The organism is Kitasatospora sp. NPDC059673 (genome assembly GCF_042734215.1).
In the GTDB taxonomy this organism is placed as follows: Bacteria; Actinomycetota; Actinomycetes; order Streptomycetales; family Streptomycetaceae; genus Kitasatospora.
This window is the reverse complement of record NZ_JBHWEN010000018.1, coordinates 90,012-105,808: the sequence shown is the minus strand read 5'-3', so window position 1 is coordinate 105,808 and position 15,797 is coordinate 90,012. Positions and strand designations below refer to the sequence as shown.

Genomic DNA, 15,797 nt, shown 5'->3' with positions numbered 1-15,797 from the left:
CCGTGCGGTCAGGGCTCCTGGACCGCGTACAGCTCGACGGCGGACAGCGTGTACCCGTAGCGGCCGGCCCGGCTGACGCCGTGCACCCGCAGGTACTGCGCGTCGGGGGCGTCGAAGCGGACGGTCTCGGTGCCGCCCTGCCCGTTGTCCACCACCGCCACGGTGGTCCACACCACCCCGTCGGGGGAGGTCTCCACCCGGTACCGGGAGGCGTACGCGTCGCCCCAGTGCAGCACCGCGGTGCCGAGGCGGGACGGCTGCGGCAGCCGCAGCTGCACCCAGGCGTCGTCCTTCGCGGGGGCCGTCCAGGAGGTCTTCGGGTTGCCGTCGGCGATCGCCGCCGCCGGGGTCTTGCCGCTGTCGTCGCCCGAGGAGGCCGCGCTGGCCGAACGGGCCAGGTCGGGGCCGCCGGTGGGCGGGACCACGTGCACCTGGAGCTCCTGGCGGACGGTCACGCCGCCCGCGGTGAACACCAGCGGCACCCGGTAGGTGCCCGACGGGGTGCCGGCGGCCGCCGACACCTGCACCGGGGCGCCCGCCTTGCCGCCGCGCGGCACCGTCACGGACGGGGCCGGGGCCACCGTCAGGCCCTTGGCGACCGCCGGGACCTCGGCCTTCAGCTCGCCGGTCAGCGCGTCCGGGCGGCCCGACTCCACGGTGGCCCGGGTCTGCGTCGGGGCGGCGGCGCCCGCCACCACGTCCAGGGTCGGCTCGGCCAGGGTCAGCCGGGCCGCCGGGACGTCCGCGTACCAGGGGATCACCTGGTTGACCACCGGGGCCTCGCCGCCGGGCCGCCACACCAGGCGGAAGGCGTCCACCGGGCCGCCGTCGGCGCGCAGCTCGTTGTAGCCGGGGCGGACCTGGCCGAGCTCGGCCCAGGTGCCGTCCGGGTGGCGCACCTGCACGGTCGCCTCGGCGCGCACCGTCGGGTCGGTCAGCACGGTGAGCCGGTCCAGCGGACGGGCCGCGCCCAGCTCCACGGTCAGCGGGGCGTCGCCCGCCGCGGGCGGGGCCGCCGCCCGGAACGCCGAGTCCGGGTCGCCCGACAGCACCGCGTCCGGCGAGGAACCGGGAACGGCGGGCGGGCCGCTCACCTCGGCGTCCATCACGCCCGGCGCACCGGCGGTGAACTCGCGCACCGCGACCGCGGTCTTCTGCCCGCCGGTGGCGCGCAGCCGCACCGCCTTGGCGAGCGCGCCCGCCGGGGCGTTGGCGATCACCACCCGCTGGTCGTGCACCGTCGCCAGCTGCTGCCAGCCGCCCGAGCCGCTGAAGTACTCCAACACCCCGTCGTGCAGGTAGTCGTCGGCCGCCGAAGCCGAGTCCGGGTCGTCGCCCCGGCCGCCCATCAGCACCGTCACCGTGCCCAGCGGCTTCGCGGTGCCCAGGTCCAGGCCGAAGCTGTCGCCGACCTGCGGCGGCGCCGAGGACCAGTAGAACGTCGTCGCGGAGCCGTCCGCCATCAGTGCCGGGCCGTGGTCGTGCGCGGTGCCCAGGGTGGTGGTCGGGGAGGCGCCGGTGGTGATGCCCGCCCAGGTGTCGGCGGCCTTCGTGGCCCGGTCCAGGAACGGGTCCAGCACGCCCTTGCCGACCGTCACCGGGTTCTGCTCCAGCACCGCGCGCTGTCGGCCCAGCTCCAGCCGGGCCTGCCAGGCCGCGGTGCCGTCGCCGGCGTGCTGCGCGGCCAGCATGTCCAGCGCGGCCCGGCCCGCCGCGCCGTACGCCGCCAGCCGGGCCAGCCACGGTGCGGCGTCCGCGCCCAGCGGGTCGCCCGCCAGCGTCTTCGGGGCGTCCGCCATCACCGCGAACGCCTCGCGCAGCGGCTGCGCCGCCTCCTTGAGCTTCGCCTGGTCGGCGGGCGCGCCCGAAGCGGGCTCCACCGCCGCCCAGTACCGCTCCATCAGCGGCGCCAGGTACGCCGACTCCGTGCCGCCCAGCACGGAGGACGCGCTGTTGCCGGCCAGCGCCGCCACCGCGGCCTGCTGCGCCGGGCCGGAGGTCAGCAGCCGCAGCGCCGCGGACAGCGAACGCTCCGGCACGTAGCCGCCCGGCTGCCAGCCGAAGTCGGCGGCGGTGGCCAGCGGGATCCGGGACGCCACCGGCTGGCTCATCGCCGAGGTCAGCAGCACCGCCGAGCGCTGCGCCACCTCGGCGTCCCGCCCGCCGTAGCCGCCCAGGAACAGCCGGTCCGGCGCCGAGTCGTTCACCGGGTAGTTGTCCAGCGTCATCAGCGGTCGGTGGAACAGCTCGGCGGTCTCGGTGAGTTGGGCGCCCGTGACCTGCTTGGCGATCACCGCGCCGCCGCTCCACACCACCTGCACCCCGGCGGGAAGCCCCGCCGCCAGCGCCTTCCGGTACGGCGTCGAACCCTGCTTCTGGTACTCCGTCGGCACCACCGACAGCGGCGCCAGCTCCGGGTGCGGCGCCACCAGCCGCTTCTGCACCGCCGCCACCACCGCGGCCTGCGCCTTCGCCGCGGCCGCCGGCCCGGTGCCGAACTTCCGGCGGTCCGTGCCGCAGTGCCACTCGTCGTAGGAGACGTTCGCGAAGTCCAACTGGAAGGCCCGGAAGCCGAGTTGACGCAGCCCGTCGAGCTTGGCGACCAGCGCGTCCAGGTCCTTGCCGGAGGAGAAGCAGAACGACTGCCCCGGGTTCACCGAGTACGCCAGCGTCACGTGATTGTCCCGGGCCCGGCCCGCCAGCTCGGTCAACTCCCGCACCTGCTCGGCCGGGTAGGGCTCGCGCCAGCGCCGCGAACGGTACGGGTCGCCGCCCGGCGCGTACAGGAAGAAGTTCTGCTTGGTGCGGCCCAGGAAGTCCACCGCCGCCAGCCGCTGCCCGGCGCTCCACGGCTCCCCGTAGAACGACTCGGCGGTGCCGCGCACCGCCGCGCCGGTCGGCCAGTCCCGCACCAGCACGCCCGGGAAGCCCTTGTCGCCCGCCGCGCCCTGACCCTGCCCCGGCCCGATCGGCGCCAGCAGCTGCGCCAGGCTCTGCGCCGCGTAGAACGTGCCCTCGCCGTTGATGCCCGCCAGCACCACCGCGCCGTACGCGCCGCCCGCGGTGGGCAGCTGACCCACCGCCAGCAGATGGCCGCCGGGCGGCAGGCCCGCCAGCGCCGGCACCTCGGTGTCCTTCAGCCCCGCCGCCACCGCGAGGGAGCGCAGCGCCCGGTCGGTCGTGCCGCCCGCGCCCTCGTGCGGGCCGCCCACGTACACCACCAGCGACCCCGCCGCCGGCGGTTCGGGTGCCTCCGGGACGGTCATCACCTCGGCGGCGCCGGCCCTGGTCAGCAGCGCGCGCACCGCGTCCACCGCCGGCCCGTCCGCGCCGTCCGCCATCACCACCGTCACCCGCCGGGGCACCGACACCGGCTTGCCGCCCGGCCGCAACTGCTGCGGGCGCGGGAACACCTGAGGATCGGCCAGCGAACCCAGCGGCAGCGGCGCCTGCGCCGCGCCCGGGACGTCCACCTCCGCGGCCACCGTCCGCCGGTCGCCGGGCTGCGAGGCGAAACTCTGCGCCGGGATCAGCAGCCCGCCGACCACGGCCGCCGCCGACAGCGTCGCCGCCAGCCGCAAGGAGCTGCCGCGCCGGCCCGAGCGGCGCTCGGCGCGCACCGAGGCCAGCAGCGGGTCGGTGCCCTTGATGTCGGCGATGAACCGGTCTGCGGCGCGCGGCGCCAGTTGACGGGCCGTCCGGGCCGCCGTCCGGCGCGCCGTCAGCGCCGCCGGGTGGTACAGCACCTCGCGCAGCGCCGTTCCCTGCTCCAACTGCTGCCGCAGCCGACGCCCGGCCGCCACCGACACCCGCGCCTGCACCGGAGCCTCCTCGCCCGAAACATCCAGCTCACCGGCCCCCACAGCCCGCCCCGGCCCCCCATGGCCATCCGGCCCGACCAGCCCATCAGCTCTCCGCGTCCCTGTCAACGCCGCTGACAGCTATGTCCGTTATCGCCTGGTATTACGGTGCTATCGCCCTCGCTCGCGGCAACTCGCCGACGGAACGTTCACCCGTCCGGTGCCGACAGGCGGCCGTGTCGGTCGGGGTCGGCGGACGGGTGCGCGGGTAGGACTGTGCCTGTTGCGTTCGGGAGCCCGAGGACGGAGTGCGCTGGGTGGCCGCATACCTTGACCGTGAGCAGCCGGGAACCGAGCAGGTACCGGCGGAGGACAACCCGCCCGCGCCACCGGAACTGCTGGCACTGGCCCACGCGTACGGGGTGGACACCAGCTACGACGCTGGCGCCGGACCGGTCCAGGTCTCGCCGCGCACCCTGAGCACCGTGCTCGCCGCCCTCGGCGTGGACGCCGGAACGCCCGAACTCGCCGCCGCCGCACTGGAACGCCACCGCACCGAACAGGCCCGGCGGCTGCTGCCGCCCGCCGTGGTCGCCTGGCAGGGACGGCGGACCGCGCTCGACCTGCCCGCCGACGCCGAGGTGCGGGTCGAGCTGGAGGACGGCGGCTCCTGGGAGTTGACGCACGAGCACTCCTGGTGGCTCCCCGAGGACCTGCCGCTCGGCCGCCATACCCTGCACGTGACAGCGGGCCAACGGGCGGGCCGGGCCGCGCTGATCGTCGCCCCGCCGCGCATCCCCGAACCGCAGCAGCGCAGTTGGGGCTTCCTCGCGCAGCTGTACTCGGTGCTCAGCGAACAGTCCTGGGGCATGGGCGACCTCGCCGACCTCGCCGAACTCGCCCAGTGGGCCGGCGCCCGACTCGGCGCGGGATTCCTGCAGATCAACCCGCTGCACGCGGGCATGCCCGGCACACCCTCCGACCCGTCCCCGTACCGGCCCTCCTCCCGCCGCTTCGCCGACCCCGTGCACCTGCGGATCGAGGCGATCCCCGAGTACACCCGCCACGACGAGGTCCGCGACCTGGCCCGCCGCGCCCGGCTGCTGCGCGAGGAAGTACTGGAGCACGACGCGCTGATCGACCGGGACTCCGTCCGGGCGCTCAAGCAGCAGGCACTGGAGCTGCTGCACACCGTGCCGCGTGGGGTCGGCCGGGAGGCCGCGTACCGGGCGTTCGTCCGCCGCGAGGGCGAGTGGCTGGAGCGGTACGCGGTGTGGAACGCGCTGGCGGAGGTGCACGGCGCCGCCTGGCACTCCTGGCCGAAGGGCCTGCGTCACCCGTCCAACCCCCAAGTCGCCGCCGAGAAAGCCGCGTTGACCGACCGGGTCGAGTTCCACCGCTGGCTGGCCTGGCTGGTGGACGAGCAACTGCGCGCCGCCCAGCGCGCCGCCACCGACGCCGGCATGCCGATCGGCCTGATCCACGACCTCGCCGTCGGCGTCCACCCCGACGGCGCGGATGCCTGGGCCCTGCAGGACGTCCTCGCCACCGGCATCTCCACCGGCGCCCCGCCCGACGCCTTCAACGCCCACGGCCAGGACTGGGGCCTGCCGCCCTGGCGGCCCGACGCCCTCGCCGAGACCGGCTACGCGCCGTTCGCCGAACTGCTGGGCGCCGCCGCCCGGCACGCCGGCGCGATCCGGATCGACCACGTGATGGGCCTGTTCCGGCTCTGGTGGGTACCGGTCGGCGCCCGCCCCACCGAAGGCACCTACGTCCGCTACGACGCCGAGGCGATGCTCGCCGTCCTCGCCCTGGAAGCGCACCGGGCCGGCACCGCCGTCATCGGCGAGGACCTCGGCACCGTCGAACCCGGCGTCCGCGAACGGCTCGCCGAACACGGCGTGCTCGGCACCTCCGTGCTCTGGTTCGAACGCGACTGGCACGCGGGCGGCACCGTCCTGCCCCCCGAACGCTGGCGGGCCGGCTGCCTCGCCACCCTCACCACCCACGACCTGCCCAGCACCGCCGCCCGGCTCACCGGCGACCACGTCGCCCTCCGCCACCAACTCGGCCTGCTGGCCCGCCCGCTGGCCGAGGAACAGCACGCCGCCGCCACCGAACTCGCCGACTGGCAGCGCGAACTCGTCCGCCTCGGCCTGCTCGCCGACGGAGCACCCGTCACCATCGAGGCGCTGTACGCCTACCTGCGCGCCACCCCCGCCCGGCTGGTCGGCGTCTGGCTGCCCGACACCGTCTCGGACCCCCGCCCGCAGAACCTCCCCGGCACCTGGGACCAGTACCCCAACTGGCGCCTCCCCGTCGCCGACACCACCGGAACCCCCCGCACCCTCGACCGGATCGCCGCCGCCCCCGGCACCGCCACCCTCGCCGCCACCCTCGCCCCGCTCGGCGTCCCGGCAGGGGGACACGCCGACAGGCGCACCCCGCCGGGCGACCCGGTGTAGGGGGCCGGTACCTTGGAAAACGTGGACAAGAGGAACGCAATGCGCGCCGGTGCGGTCACCGCGGCGGCCACGCTGATGATGCTGATGTCGTCGCCCGCCATGGCGCTCGTACGCGACGACGGCGACGACCCGGGCGCCGGCCTGAGCGTCGGCCAGACCCTGGGCCTGTTTGTCGCCCTCCCGATCGTCTCCTTCCTGGTGATCGCGGGCCTCTGCATGATCCCGGGTCGGAAGAAGTAACCCCCGGGTCCCAGGACCCGAACGGCGACTGCCGGGGCAGCCGAAATTCTCTATTCGGCCACCCCGGCAGTCGCCGTTCCCATTTCCGCCGCACCGGCCCGTTCCCGCGTCTCACGGAAAGTCAGGGCTCTGCTCCCGCGTCCCGTCCGGGCGGATCGCGAGCGCCGGGACGCCCCGGGCCGTGAGCCACGGCAGCGGGTCGGGCATGGCGAACGCGGCGGTGGCGAGGGCGTCGAGGTGGGCGAGGCGGGGGCCGAGGAGGGTGAGGGAGGCGAGGGCCGTGGCGGGGCGGCCGGTGTGCGGGTCGAGGATGTGCGGGCCGCGTTCGGCGATGCCGGAGGTGGCGACAGCGAGGTCGTGACCGGTGACGACGTGGGCGACGGTGCCGGGCCGGTGCGGGTCGGCGATGCCGATGCGCCAGGGGCCGCCGGCGGTCTGGACGTCGCCGCCGCCGCTGACGCAGTGCTGGACGGAGCCGGAGTCCCGCAGGGTGCGGGAGGCCTCCTCGACGGCCCAGCCCTTGACCCAGCCGCTCGGGTCGAGGCGCCCGCCGGGCGTCGCGGTGAAGTAGCCGTCGGTCTCGGCGGCGAGCTCCGCGCAGCGCTCCAGCACCGACGACACCTCCGGGTCGCACGCGGCGAGCGTGATCTCCCCGCGCCCGAGCCGGCTGATCTCGCTCTCCGGCCGGTACGGCGAGAACACCGCGTCGATCCGGTGCAGGCGGGCGACGATCCGGGCGAGGGTCTCGACGGTGCGGGGGCCGGGGTCGCGGACGGTGAAGGAGAAGACCGTCCCCATCACGTGCTCGACATGGGTGACGGTCATTTCCGCGCCGCCCGGTCGAGCGCGCTCTGCAGGGAGCGGGTGTAGCCGTCGCTGGTGTAGGTGGCGCCGGAGACCACGTCGATGTGCGCGTTCTGCGCGGCCATCGCCTCCTGGTTGAGCTGCGGGACGGCGTAGCTGTTGATCTCCTGGTCGCGGCGGTCCCGGTTGGGGTACTGGATCACGTCGATCTTGCTGATGGCGCTGCCGTTCAGCGTGACCCGGACCTGGACCGGCCCGTACCGGGTGTTGATGGCACTGCCGGTGACGGTCCGGCTTCCACCACCCGTGGCAGCGGGCGACGGCGACGACGACGCACCGCCACCACCGGACGGCGGCGACGACGCACCGCCACCACCGGACGGCGGCGACGACGCACCGCCACCACCGGACGGCGGCGACGACGAGGCCGCGCCGCCCCCCACGGGCGTGGAGGAGATGGGGGCCGCACCGGACGGGTCGTGCGGCTTCAGGGAGAGCAGCAGGACGACCCCGGCGGCGGTCGCGGAGGCGGTGATGACGGCTCGGCGCATGGCGGGGGCTCCTAGAAGACGAAGGACTCGTGGTGGATGCGGGACGGCCGGACCCCGGCGGCGCGCAGGGCGCGGACGGCCTCGGCGGTGAACGCCTCCGGTCCGCACAGGTAGACCTCGTGGCGGCCGAGGTCCGGCACCAGCCGGTGCAGCGCCGCGCCCAGGTCACCGACCTGCTCGCGGCTGCCGAGCAGCTCGTACGCCCGCCTGTCCCGGCTCCCGGCGGTGACGGCCGCCAGCTCGTGGCGGAACAGCACGTCCTCCACCCGCCGGGCCCGCTGAACGAGGGTCAGCCGTCCGGGCAGCGTCTCGAACAGGGCCCGCAGCGGGGTGATGCCGACACCCGCGCCGAGCAGCAGTACCGGCCCGCCGTGGCGGCGCCGCGCGGTGAACGCCCCGTACGGGCCCTCCGCCCGGACGGCCGTGCCGGGGGCGAGCGCCGCGACGGCGGCGCTGTGTGCGCCCAGGCCCTTGACGGTGAAGCGCAGGAAGTGCGGGTGCGGGGGAGCGGACAGTGAGTACGGGTTGGCGGCCCAGCGCAGTTCGCGGGTGAGGAACTGGAGGCGGAAGAACTGGCCCGGTTCGGCGCGCAGCTCGTCCAGGTGCCGGCCGGTCAGGAAGACCGAGACCACACCGGGGCCCTCGGGCCGGACCTCGGCGACCCGCAGCCGGTGCCGCCGGTCGCGCAGGAACGGCCGCAGCAGCCGGTACCAGCCGAGGACGGCGGCGGTGCCGAGGTACAGCAGGTACCAGAGGGCCTTCGCCTTGTTGTCGGCGAGGTCGGCGCCGGTGGTGAGCTGGTGGCCGAAGCCGAGCGCGACCGCCAGGTAGGTGGCCAGGTGCAGGTAGTACCAGGCCTCGTAGCTCAGCCGGCGGCGGGCGGCGCGGGCTGAGACGGCGCCGGTGCCGAGGATCAGCAGGGTCGCGGCGGTGGCCTTCAGCATGTCGGGGAAGTGCAGGACCATCTCCACGCCCTGGCTCCACAGGCCCTGGCCACTGGTCAGCGCGTAGCCCCAGACGACGGTCAGCACGTGCACGGTGATCAGCGAAACCAGGTACCGGCCGCCGAAGGCGTGCCAGCGGGCCATCCGGTCGGCGCCGACCTCGCGTTCGAGCAGCGGGACGCGGGCCATCAGCAGCAGCAGGACGGGCGCGGCGTAACCGGCCAGCAGGCCGGTGATCCGGGCGGTGCCGGTGAGCCAGTCCGCCGCACCGGCTGTCCGCGGGGTGTCGATCCACCACAGGGCGAGCACGCCGAGGGCGCCGAGAGCGATCAGGGCGAGCGCGCCGTGCCGGACGGCATCCGGTGGGAGGCTCCGGCGCTGGGCGGCACGGCGGGCGGCCCGGGTCGGGCTGGTCAGTGAGGTCAACGGGCCCTCCTTCGGTGGTGCGCTGCCCACCGTGGCACCGGAACCTCTCAGTTCCCTATGAAAGGACGCCGCCCCCGGCCCCCTCCCCAGGGCGTTCGCGCAGGTCGCCGGGCCCGCACTCCACACGAGGCGGTCGGACGATCTCACCGCTTTCTCATCCCGGAACGCCAGAATGGACCCATGCAGCACGCGGACACCCCGTGGCGGGTCCTGGTGGTAGACGACGAACCCGACCTGGTCGAGGTGATCTGCGGCGCCCTGCGCTACGAGGGCTGGCAGGCCCGCGGCGCGACCAGCGGCCTCGACGCCGTCACCACCGCCGACGAGTGGCACCCGCACGCCATCGTGCTGGACGTCATGCTGCCCGACTTCGACGGACTGGAGGTGCTGCGCCGGGTGCACCGCACCGACCCCGAGGTCCGGGTGCTGTTCCTCACCGCCCGGGACGCCGTCGAGGACCGGATCGCCGGCATCTCCGCCGGCGGCGACGACTACGTCACCAAACCGTTCAGCCTGGAGGAAGTCGTGGTCCGGCTGCGCGGCCTGCTGCGCCGCGCCGCCCCCGCCGGCCCGGCCACCCCCGGCACCCTCACCGTCGGCGACCTGCACCTCGACCCGGCCGCCCGGGAGACCAGCCGCGGCGGCGAGGCGATCGACCTCAGCCCCACCGAGTACGCCCTGCTGCGCTACCTGATGGAGCACCCCCGGCAGGTGCTCAGCAAGGCCCAGATCCTGGACGCCGTCTGGTCCTACGACTTCGGCGGACAGGCCCACGTGGTGGAGCTGTACATCAGCTACCTGCGCCGCAAGATCGACGCCGGCCGGGCTCCGATGATCCACACCGTGCGCGGCGCCGGCTACGTGCTCAAGGCGGCCACCGGATGACGGCCACCGGACGCGTGCGACGCCCGCGCACCCTGCGGGCCCGGCTGGTCGCGGGCGTCCTGGTGCTGATCGCCCTGATCTGCGTCGGCGTCGGCTTCGCCACCACCGGGGCACTGCGGCACTTCCTGGTCGACCGGATCGACCAGCAACTGGCCGCCGGCGGCGGACGCTACGCCGCCAGCCTGGAACACCCCGGCACGAACGGCCACGACACCCGCGCCCAGTCGCCCGGCACCTTCGGCGCCCGCCTGGTGAACGGCACCGTCACGCACGCCGCCGTGGTCGGTGGCATCCCGCCCGGCGACGACGACCCCGTCCCGGTCGCCGGGCTCCGGCCCGGCGACGCCCCCGTCCCGCTCACCGACGCGGACGTGCGGGCCCTGCGCGCGCTCCCGGTGAACGGCCACCCGCGTGACCTGACCCTGTCCGCCCTCGGCCACTACCGGGCCGCCGCCGTCGCCGGATCCGACGCGGACGTGCTGGTCACCGGCCTGCCGCTGCACCCCGTCGACGAGACCGTGCAGCGCCTGCTGCTGATCGAACTGGTGGTGTTCGCCGTCGCCCTGGCCGCCGCCGCACTCGCCGGCGCCCTCGGCGTCCGGCTCGCCCTGAGCCCACTGGAACGGGTGGTGGCCACCGCCGAACGGGTCTCCGCGCTGCCGCTGGCCAGCGGCGCGGTCGATCTCGGCGAGCGCGTCCCGGACGACGACCCCGGCACCGAGGTCGGCCGGGTCGGCGCCGCGCTGAACCGGATGCTCGGCCACATCGGGGACGCGCTGACCCGCCGCCAGGAGGTCGAGGAGCGGCTGCGCGCGTTCGCTGCCGACGCCAGCCACGAACTGCGCAACCCGGTGGCGGCCGTGCGCGGCCACGCCGAACTCGCGCTGCGGCACCCGGGCCCGGTGCCCGAGCCGGTCCGGCACTCGCTGGAGCGGATCACCGCCGAGTCGCAGCGGATGGGCACCGTCGTCGAGGACCTGCTGCTGCTCGCCCGCCTCGACGCCGGCCGCCCGCTGGCCGTCGAGGACGTCGACCTGACCCGGATCGCCCTGGACTGCACGGCCGACGCCCGGGCCGCCGCCCCGCAGCACCGCTGGCTGCTGGAACTGCCCGCCGAACCCGTCACCGCCCCCGGCGACCCGCACCGGCTCACCCAAGTGGTGGCGAACCTGCTGGCCAACGCCCGCACCCACACCCCGGACGGCACCGAAGTCACGCTCCGGCTCTCGACCACCGCCACCGAGGTGCTCCTCACCGTCGCCGACAACGGCCCCGGCATCCCGCCCGAACTCCTCCCGCACGTCTTCGACCGCTTCGTCCGCGGCGACCCCACCCGCTCCCGCCGCACCGGCTCCACCGGCCTCGGCCTGGCCATCGTCCAAGCCGTCGTCCAGGCCCACGCCGGCACGGCCACGGTCCACAGCACCCCCGGCGCGACGGTCTTCCGCATCACCCTGCCGCGCGAGCGGGCGCGAAAGCAGGGGCGCGGGGAACTGCGCGAAGCGGAAGGCACCCGTCAGCCAGATCGCGACGCACGACAATGACCTGCACGTGCTCGCGACCTCCCGGACCGCCCGGCGCTTGCCGCGCAGCCCCCCACACAAACACCCCGCCCGAACACGCCGGAGGCCCGGGAGAACACGTCCCCCGGGCCCCCGCCATGACCTCGCGTCAGCGATCCGCGGACTGAGCCTTCAGCGCCCGCTCCACGCCCGCCCGCGCCTCGACGACCTGGCGCCGCAGCGCCGGCGCCGGCTCGGCGGAGGCCAGCCACGCGTCGGTGGCGTCCAGGGTGGCCTGCGAGACGGCGAACGCGGGGTACAGGCCGCCGATGATCTGCTGCGAGATCTCGTGGCTGCGGGTCTCCCACACCTGCTTGACCGAGGCGAAGTACTTCTCGGTGTACGGCGCGAGCAGGTCCCGCTGGTCGGCCTGCTGGAAGCCGGCGATGACGGCCTCCTGCACGTAGTTGGTCAGGGTGTCGGACTCCACCACGGACGCCCAGGCCTCGGCCTTGGCCTCGGCGGTCGGGCGGGCCGCCCGGCAGGTGGCGGCGTGCTCCTGGCCGGAGGAGGTGTTGTCGCGGGCGAGCTCCGCGTCGATCGCGGCCTCGTCGGCGCGGCCGGTGGCGACCAGGCGGCCGAGCAGGGTCCAGCGCAGCTCGGTGTCGACGGCCAGGCCCTCGATGGTCTCCGAGCCGTCCAGCAGCCCGGCGAGCAGCGCGAGCTGACCGTCCGTGCGGGCCGAGCCGGCCAGCGCGCGGGCCCAGGCGAGCTGGTGGTCGCTGCCGGCGGGGGCCTCGCGCAGCGCGGTCTCGGAGGCGGCCGCCCAGCGCTGCAGGCCGCTCTCGCGCCACGCCGGGTCGGCGTACAGCTCCAGGGCGAGCTTGACCTGGCGGTGCACGGACTGGACCACGCCGATGTCGCTCTCGCGGGGCAGGCCGGCCAGCGCCAGCGACAGGTAGTCGCGGGTGGCGAGTTCGCCGTCGCGGGTCATGTCCCAGGCGGAGGCCCAGCACAGCGCGCGGGGCAGCGAGTCGGTGAAGTCGCCGAGGTGCTCGGTGACGACGGCCAGCGAGTCGGCGTCGAGGCGGACCTTCGCGTAGGACAGGTCGTCGTCGTTGAGCAGCAGCACGGCGGGCCGCTGGCGGCCGGTCAGCTGCGGGACCTCGGTGCGCTCGCCGTCCACGTCGAGCTCGATCCGCTCGGTGCGCTCCAGCTTGCCGTCGACCAGCTCGTACAGGCCGATGGCGATCCGGTGCGGGCGCAGCACGGCCTCGCCGCGGGCGCCGGCGGGCAGCGCGGGGGCCTCCTGCAGGACGGCGAAGGACTCGATGACGCCGTCCGCCGAGACCTCCAGGGCCGGCCGCAGCACGTTGATGCCGGCGGTCTCCAGCCAGGCCTTGGACCAGGTGCGCAGGTCGCGGCCGCTGGCCTCCTCCAGGGCGCCGAGCAGGTCGGTGAGGCGGGTGTTGCCCCAGGCGTGGCGCTTGAAGTAGGCGCGCACGCCCTGGAAGAAGGCGTCCTGGCCGACGTACGCCACCAGCTGCTTGAGCACCGAGGCGCCCTTGGCGTAGGTGATGCCGTCGAAGTTGACCTGGACGTCCTCCAGGTCGTTGATCTCCGCCATGATCGGGTGGGTGGACGGCAGCTGGTCCTGCCGGTACGCCCAGGTCTTCATCTGGTTGGCGAAGGTGGTCCAGGAGTGCGGCCACTTGGAGCCGGGCGCCTCGGCCTGGCAGACCACCTCGGCGAAGGTGGCGAACGACTCGTTCAGCCACAGGTCGTTCCACCACTCCATGGTGACGAGGTCGCCGAACCACATGTGGGCGAGCTCGTGCAGGATGGTCGCGGCGCGCATCTCGTAGGAGGCGTCGGTGACCTTGGAGCGGAACACGTACTGGTCGCGCAGGGTGACGGCGCCCGCGTTCTCCATCGCGCCGGCGTTGAACTCCGGGACGAACAGCTGGTCGTACTTCGCGAACGGGTAGGCGAAGTCGAACTTGTCCTGGAAGTAGTCGAAGCCCTGCTTGGTGACGGCGAAGATGGCGTCGGCGTCCAGGAACTCGCGCAGCGAGGGGCGGCAGTAGACACCGAGCGGCACGCGCTGCGCGCCGTTCTCGTAGGCGTCGAACACGCCGACGTAGGGGCCGGCCACCAGGGCGGTGATGTAGGTGGACATCCGCGGGGTGGGCTCGAAGGTCCACACCCGGGTGTCGCCGTCGCCGGTGGGCTCGGGGGTCGGCGAGTTGGAGACCACGACCCAGCCGGCCGGGGCGGTGACGGTGAAGGCGAAGGCGGCCTTCAGGTCGGGCTGCTCGAAGTTGGCGAACACCCGGCGGGCGTCCGGGACCTCGAACTGGGTGTACAGGTAGGTCTCGCCGTCCGCCGGGTCGACGAACCGGTGCAGGCCTTCGCCGGTGTTGGTGTAGGCGCAGTCGGCGACCACCCGCAGCTCGTTCGCGGCGGCCAGCTCGGGCAGCGCGATCCGGCTGTCGGCGAAGTTCTCCAACGGCAGCGCACGGCCGTTGAGGACGATCTCCGAGACGGCGGGGGCGACCAGGTCGATGAAGGTGGAAGCGCCGGGTTCGGTGGCGGTGAACCGGACCACGGTGGTGGACCGGAAGGTGCCGCCCTCGCGCGCCGAGCTCAGGTCGAGCTCGATGTCGTACGACTCCACATGCAGGAGTGCGGCCCGGGTGCGGGCCTCCTCACGGGTCAAGTTGGTGCCAGGCACTCGCAGGACTCCTTCGTCAGGGCTCGGTTACCCGGCATCCTCCCACGTGCGTAACGATCCGTGTTCGTACTTGACGGCCCCTCCGATCGGTACCGGAGCATAGAGTTCACAAGTTGAAGCTGAACTTTGGACGAACGCAAGTGCGCCCTGGAGGGTGGAACATGTCGACGGACACACCGGGATCGCAGTCCTCGCTGCACCGGGCGAATCTCGAACGGGTGCTGCGGGCGGTGCGGATGGCCGGATCGCTGACCCAGGCCGAGATCGCCCGGGGTACGGGGCTGTCGGCCGCGACGGTGTCCAACATCGTCCGGGAGCTCAAGGAGTCCGGCACCGTGGTGGTCGCCGACACCTCCTCGGGCGGGCGCCGGGCGCGCAGCGTCTCGCTGAGCGGGGACGCCGGGATCGTGGTGGGCGTCGACTTCGGCCACACCCACCTGCGGGTGGCGATCGGCAATCTGGCGCACCGGGTGCTGGCCGAGGAGAGCGAGCCGCTGGACGTGGACGTCTCCGCGCAGCAGGGCTTCGACCTGGCCGAGCGGATGGTGGCGCGGCTGCTGGAGCAGGCCGGTTTCCGGAGCGACAAGGTGATCGGCGTGGGCCTGGGCGTGCCCGGCCCGATCGACCAGGAGACCGGGGCGCTCGGCTCGACCGCGATCCTGCCCGGCTGGTCCGGGGTGACGCCCGGCCAGGAGCTGGCGGGCCGCCTGGGCATGCCGGTGCACGTGGACAACGACGCCAACCTGGGCGCGCTGGGCGAGCTGGTGTGGGGCGCCGGGCGGGGCCTGGGCGACCTGGCGTACATCAAGGTGGCCAGCGGCGTCGGCGCCGGCCTGGTGATCAACGGCCAGATCTACCGCGGCCCGGGCGGCACCGCGGGTGAGATCGGGCACATCACGCTGGACGAGGCGGGCCCGGTGTGCCGCTGCGGCAACCGCGGCTGCCTGGAGACCTTCGTGGGCTCCCGTTACCTGCTCAACCTCTTGAACGCCAACCACCCGGGCGAACTGACACTCGGAAAGGTGGTGCAGCTGGCCCAGCAGGGCGATCTGGGCTGCCGCCGGGTGATCGCCGACGCCGGCCGCCAGATCGGCATGGGCGTGGCCACCCTGTGCAACCTGCTCAACCCCCGCCGGGTGATCCTCGGCGGCGATCTGGCCGAGGCCGGTGAACTGGTGCTTTCCCCGATCCGCGACTCGGTGGCCCGGTACGCCATCCCCAGCGCCGCCCGCCAGCTGTCGGTGGTCCCGGGGACGCTCGGCGGCCGCGCCGAGGTGCTCGGGGCACTCGCCCTGGTGATGAGTGAGATGGGTGAGACGGGAGGGATCTGAACCGGTCGCGGGAGGACCTCCGACGGCCCGATTCGGCTCCCGACGGGCCGTCCGATCTCGACTGAGCCTTCAGGAAGATAACGAAAGGGTCTGAATCCCCGGGGCTGATGCT

10 protein-coding genes are annotated in these 15,797 nt (G+C 74.5%); 5 read left to right on the top strand and 5 right to left on the bottom strand.

Going from position 1 to position 15,797, the window contains the following annotated elements:
* Positions 1-8: 8 nt before the first annotated feature.
* Positions 9-3,821, bottom strand: coding sequence for a beta-N-acetylglucosaminidase domain-containing protein (locus ACFV18_RS21635; RefSeq protein ID WP_380485556.1), 3,813 nt, complete (start codon positions 3,819-3,821; stop codon positions 9-11).
* 296 nt (positions 3,822-4,117) lie between these two features.
* On the opposite strand from ACFV18_RS21635, the gene malQ reads away from it, so the two are divergent.
* Positions 4,118-6,268: a 4-alpha-glucanotransferase gene (gene malQ, locus ACFV18_RS21630; protein WP_380485554.1), complete on the top strand. Its 2,151-nt coding sequence runs from the start codon at positions 4,118-4,120 to the stop codon at positions 6,266-6,268.
* A 21-nt stretch (positions 6,269-6,289) separates the two neighbouring features.
* The gene (gene psbW, locus ACFV18_RS21625) at positions 6,290-6,508 is read left to right on the top strand and encodes a photosystem II reaction center protein PsbW (RefSeq protein WP_083462161.1); all 219 of its coding nucleotides are present in this window, start codon (positions 6,290-6,292) and stop codon (positions 6,506-6,508) included.
* A 111-nt stretch (positions 6,509-6,619) separates the two neighbouring features.
* On the opposite strand, the gene ACFV18_RS21620 is transcribed toward psbW, so the two are convergent.
* From ACFV18_RS21620 to ACFV18_RS21610, 3 genes are read right to left on the bottom strand one after another with little or no spacing between them, the layout of a single operon-like run.
* The gene (locus ACFV18_RS21620) at positions 6,620-7,333 is read right to left on the bottom strand and encodes an FAD:protein FMN transferase (protein ID WP_380485552.1); all 714 of its coding nucleotides are present in this window, start codon (positions 7,331-7,333) and stop codon (positions 6,620-6,622) included.
* The gene (locus tag ACFV18_RS21615) at positions 7,330-7,863 is read right to left on the bottom strand and encodes an FMN-binding protein (RefSeq protein ID WP_380485550.1); all 534 of its coding nucleotides are present in this window, start codon (positions 7,861-7,863) and stop codon (positions 7,330-7,332) included. The genes ACFV18_RS21620 and ACFV18_RS21615 overlap by 4 nt, the downstream gene beginning before the upstream one ends.
* 11 nt (positions 7,864-7,874) lie before the next feature.
* Positions 7,875-9,233 carry a ferric reductase-like transmembrane domain-containing protein gene (locus ACFV18_RS21610; RefSeq protein ID WP_380485547.1) on the bottom strand — a complete coding sequence of 453 codons (1,359 nt, stop codon included), beginning with the start codon at positions 9,231-9,233 and terminating at the stop codon, positions 7,875-7,877.
* Positions 9,234-9,413: 180 nt separating this feature from the next.
* On the opposite strand from ACFV18_RS21610, the gene ACFV18_RS21605 reads away from it, so the two are divergent.
* Both ACFV18_RS21605 and ACFV18_RS21600 read left to right on the top strand, forming a co-directional pair.
* Entirely contained in the window at positions 9,414-10,118 is a 705-nt protein-coding gene (locus ACFV18_RS21605; protein WP_380485545.1) for a response regulator transcription factor, read from the top strand.
* Positions 10,115-11,662, top strand: coding sequence for a sensor histidine kinase (locus ACFV18_RS21600; protein ID WP_380485544.1), 1,548 nt, complete (start codon positions 10,115-10,117; stop codon positions 11,660-11,662). Before ACFV18_RS21605 ends, ACFV18_RS21600 begins: the two co-directional genes overlap by 4 nt.
* Positions 11,663-11,789: 127 nt before the next feature.
* Here ACFV18_RS21600 and pepN read toward each other — a convergent pair whose 3' ends face one another.
* Positions 11,790-14,354 (bottom strand): aminopeptidase N, encoded by a 2,565-nt coding sequence (gene pepN, locus ACFV18_RS21595; protein WP_380485542.1) that lies wholly within the window; start codon positions 14,352-14,354, stop codon positions 11,790-11,792.
* Between the two features lie 161 nt (positions 14,355-14,515).
* Between pepN and ACFV18_RS21590 the strand changes: the two genes are divergently transcribed.
* Positions 14,516-15,685, top strand: a complete 1,170-nt coding sequence (locus ACFV18_RS21590) for an ROK family protein (RefSeq protein WP_380485541.1) — start codon at positions 14,516-14,518, stop codon at positions 15,683-15,685.
* Positions 15,686-15,797 lie beyond the last annotated feature (112 nt).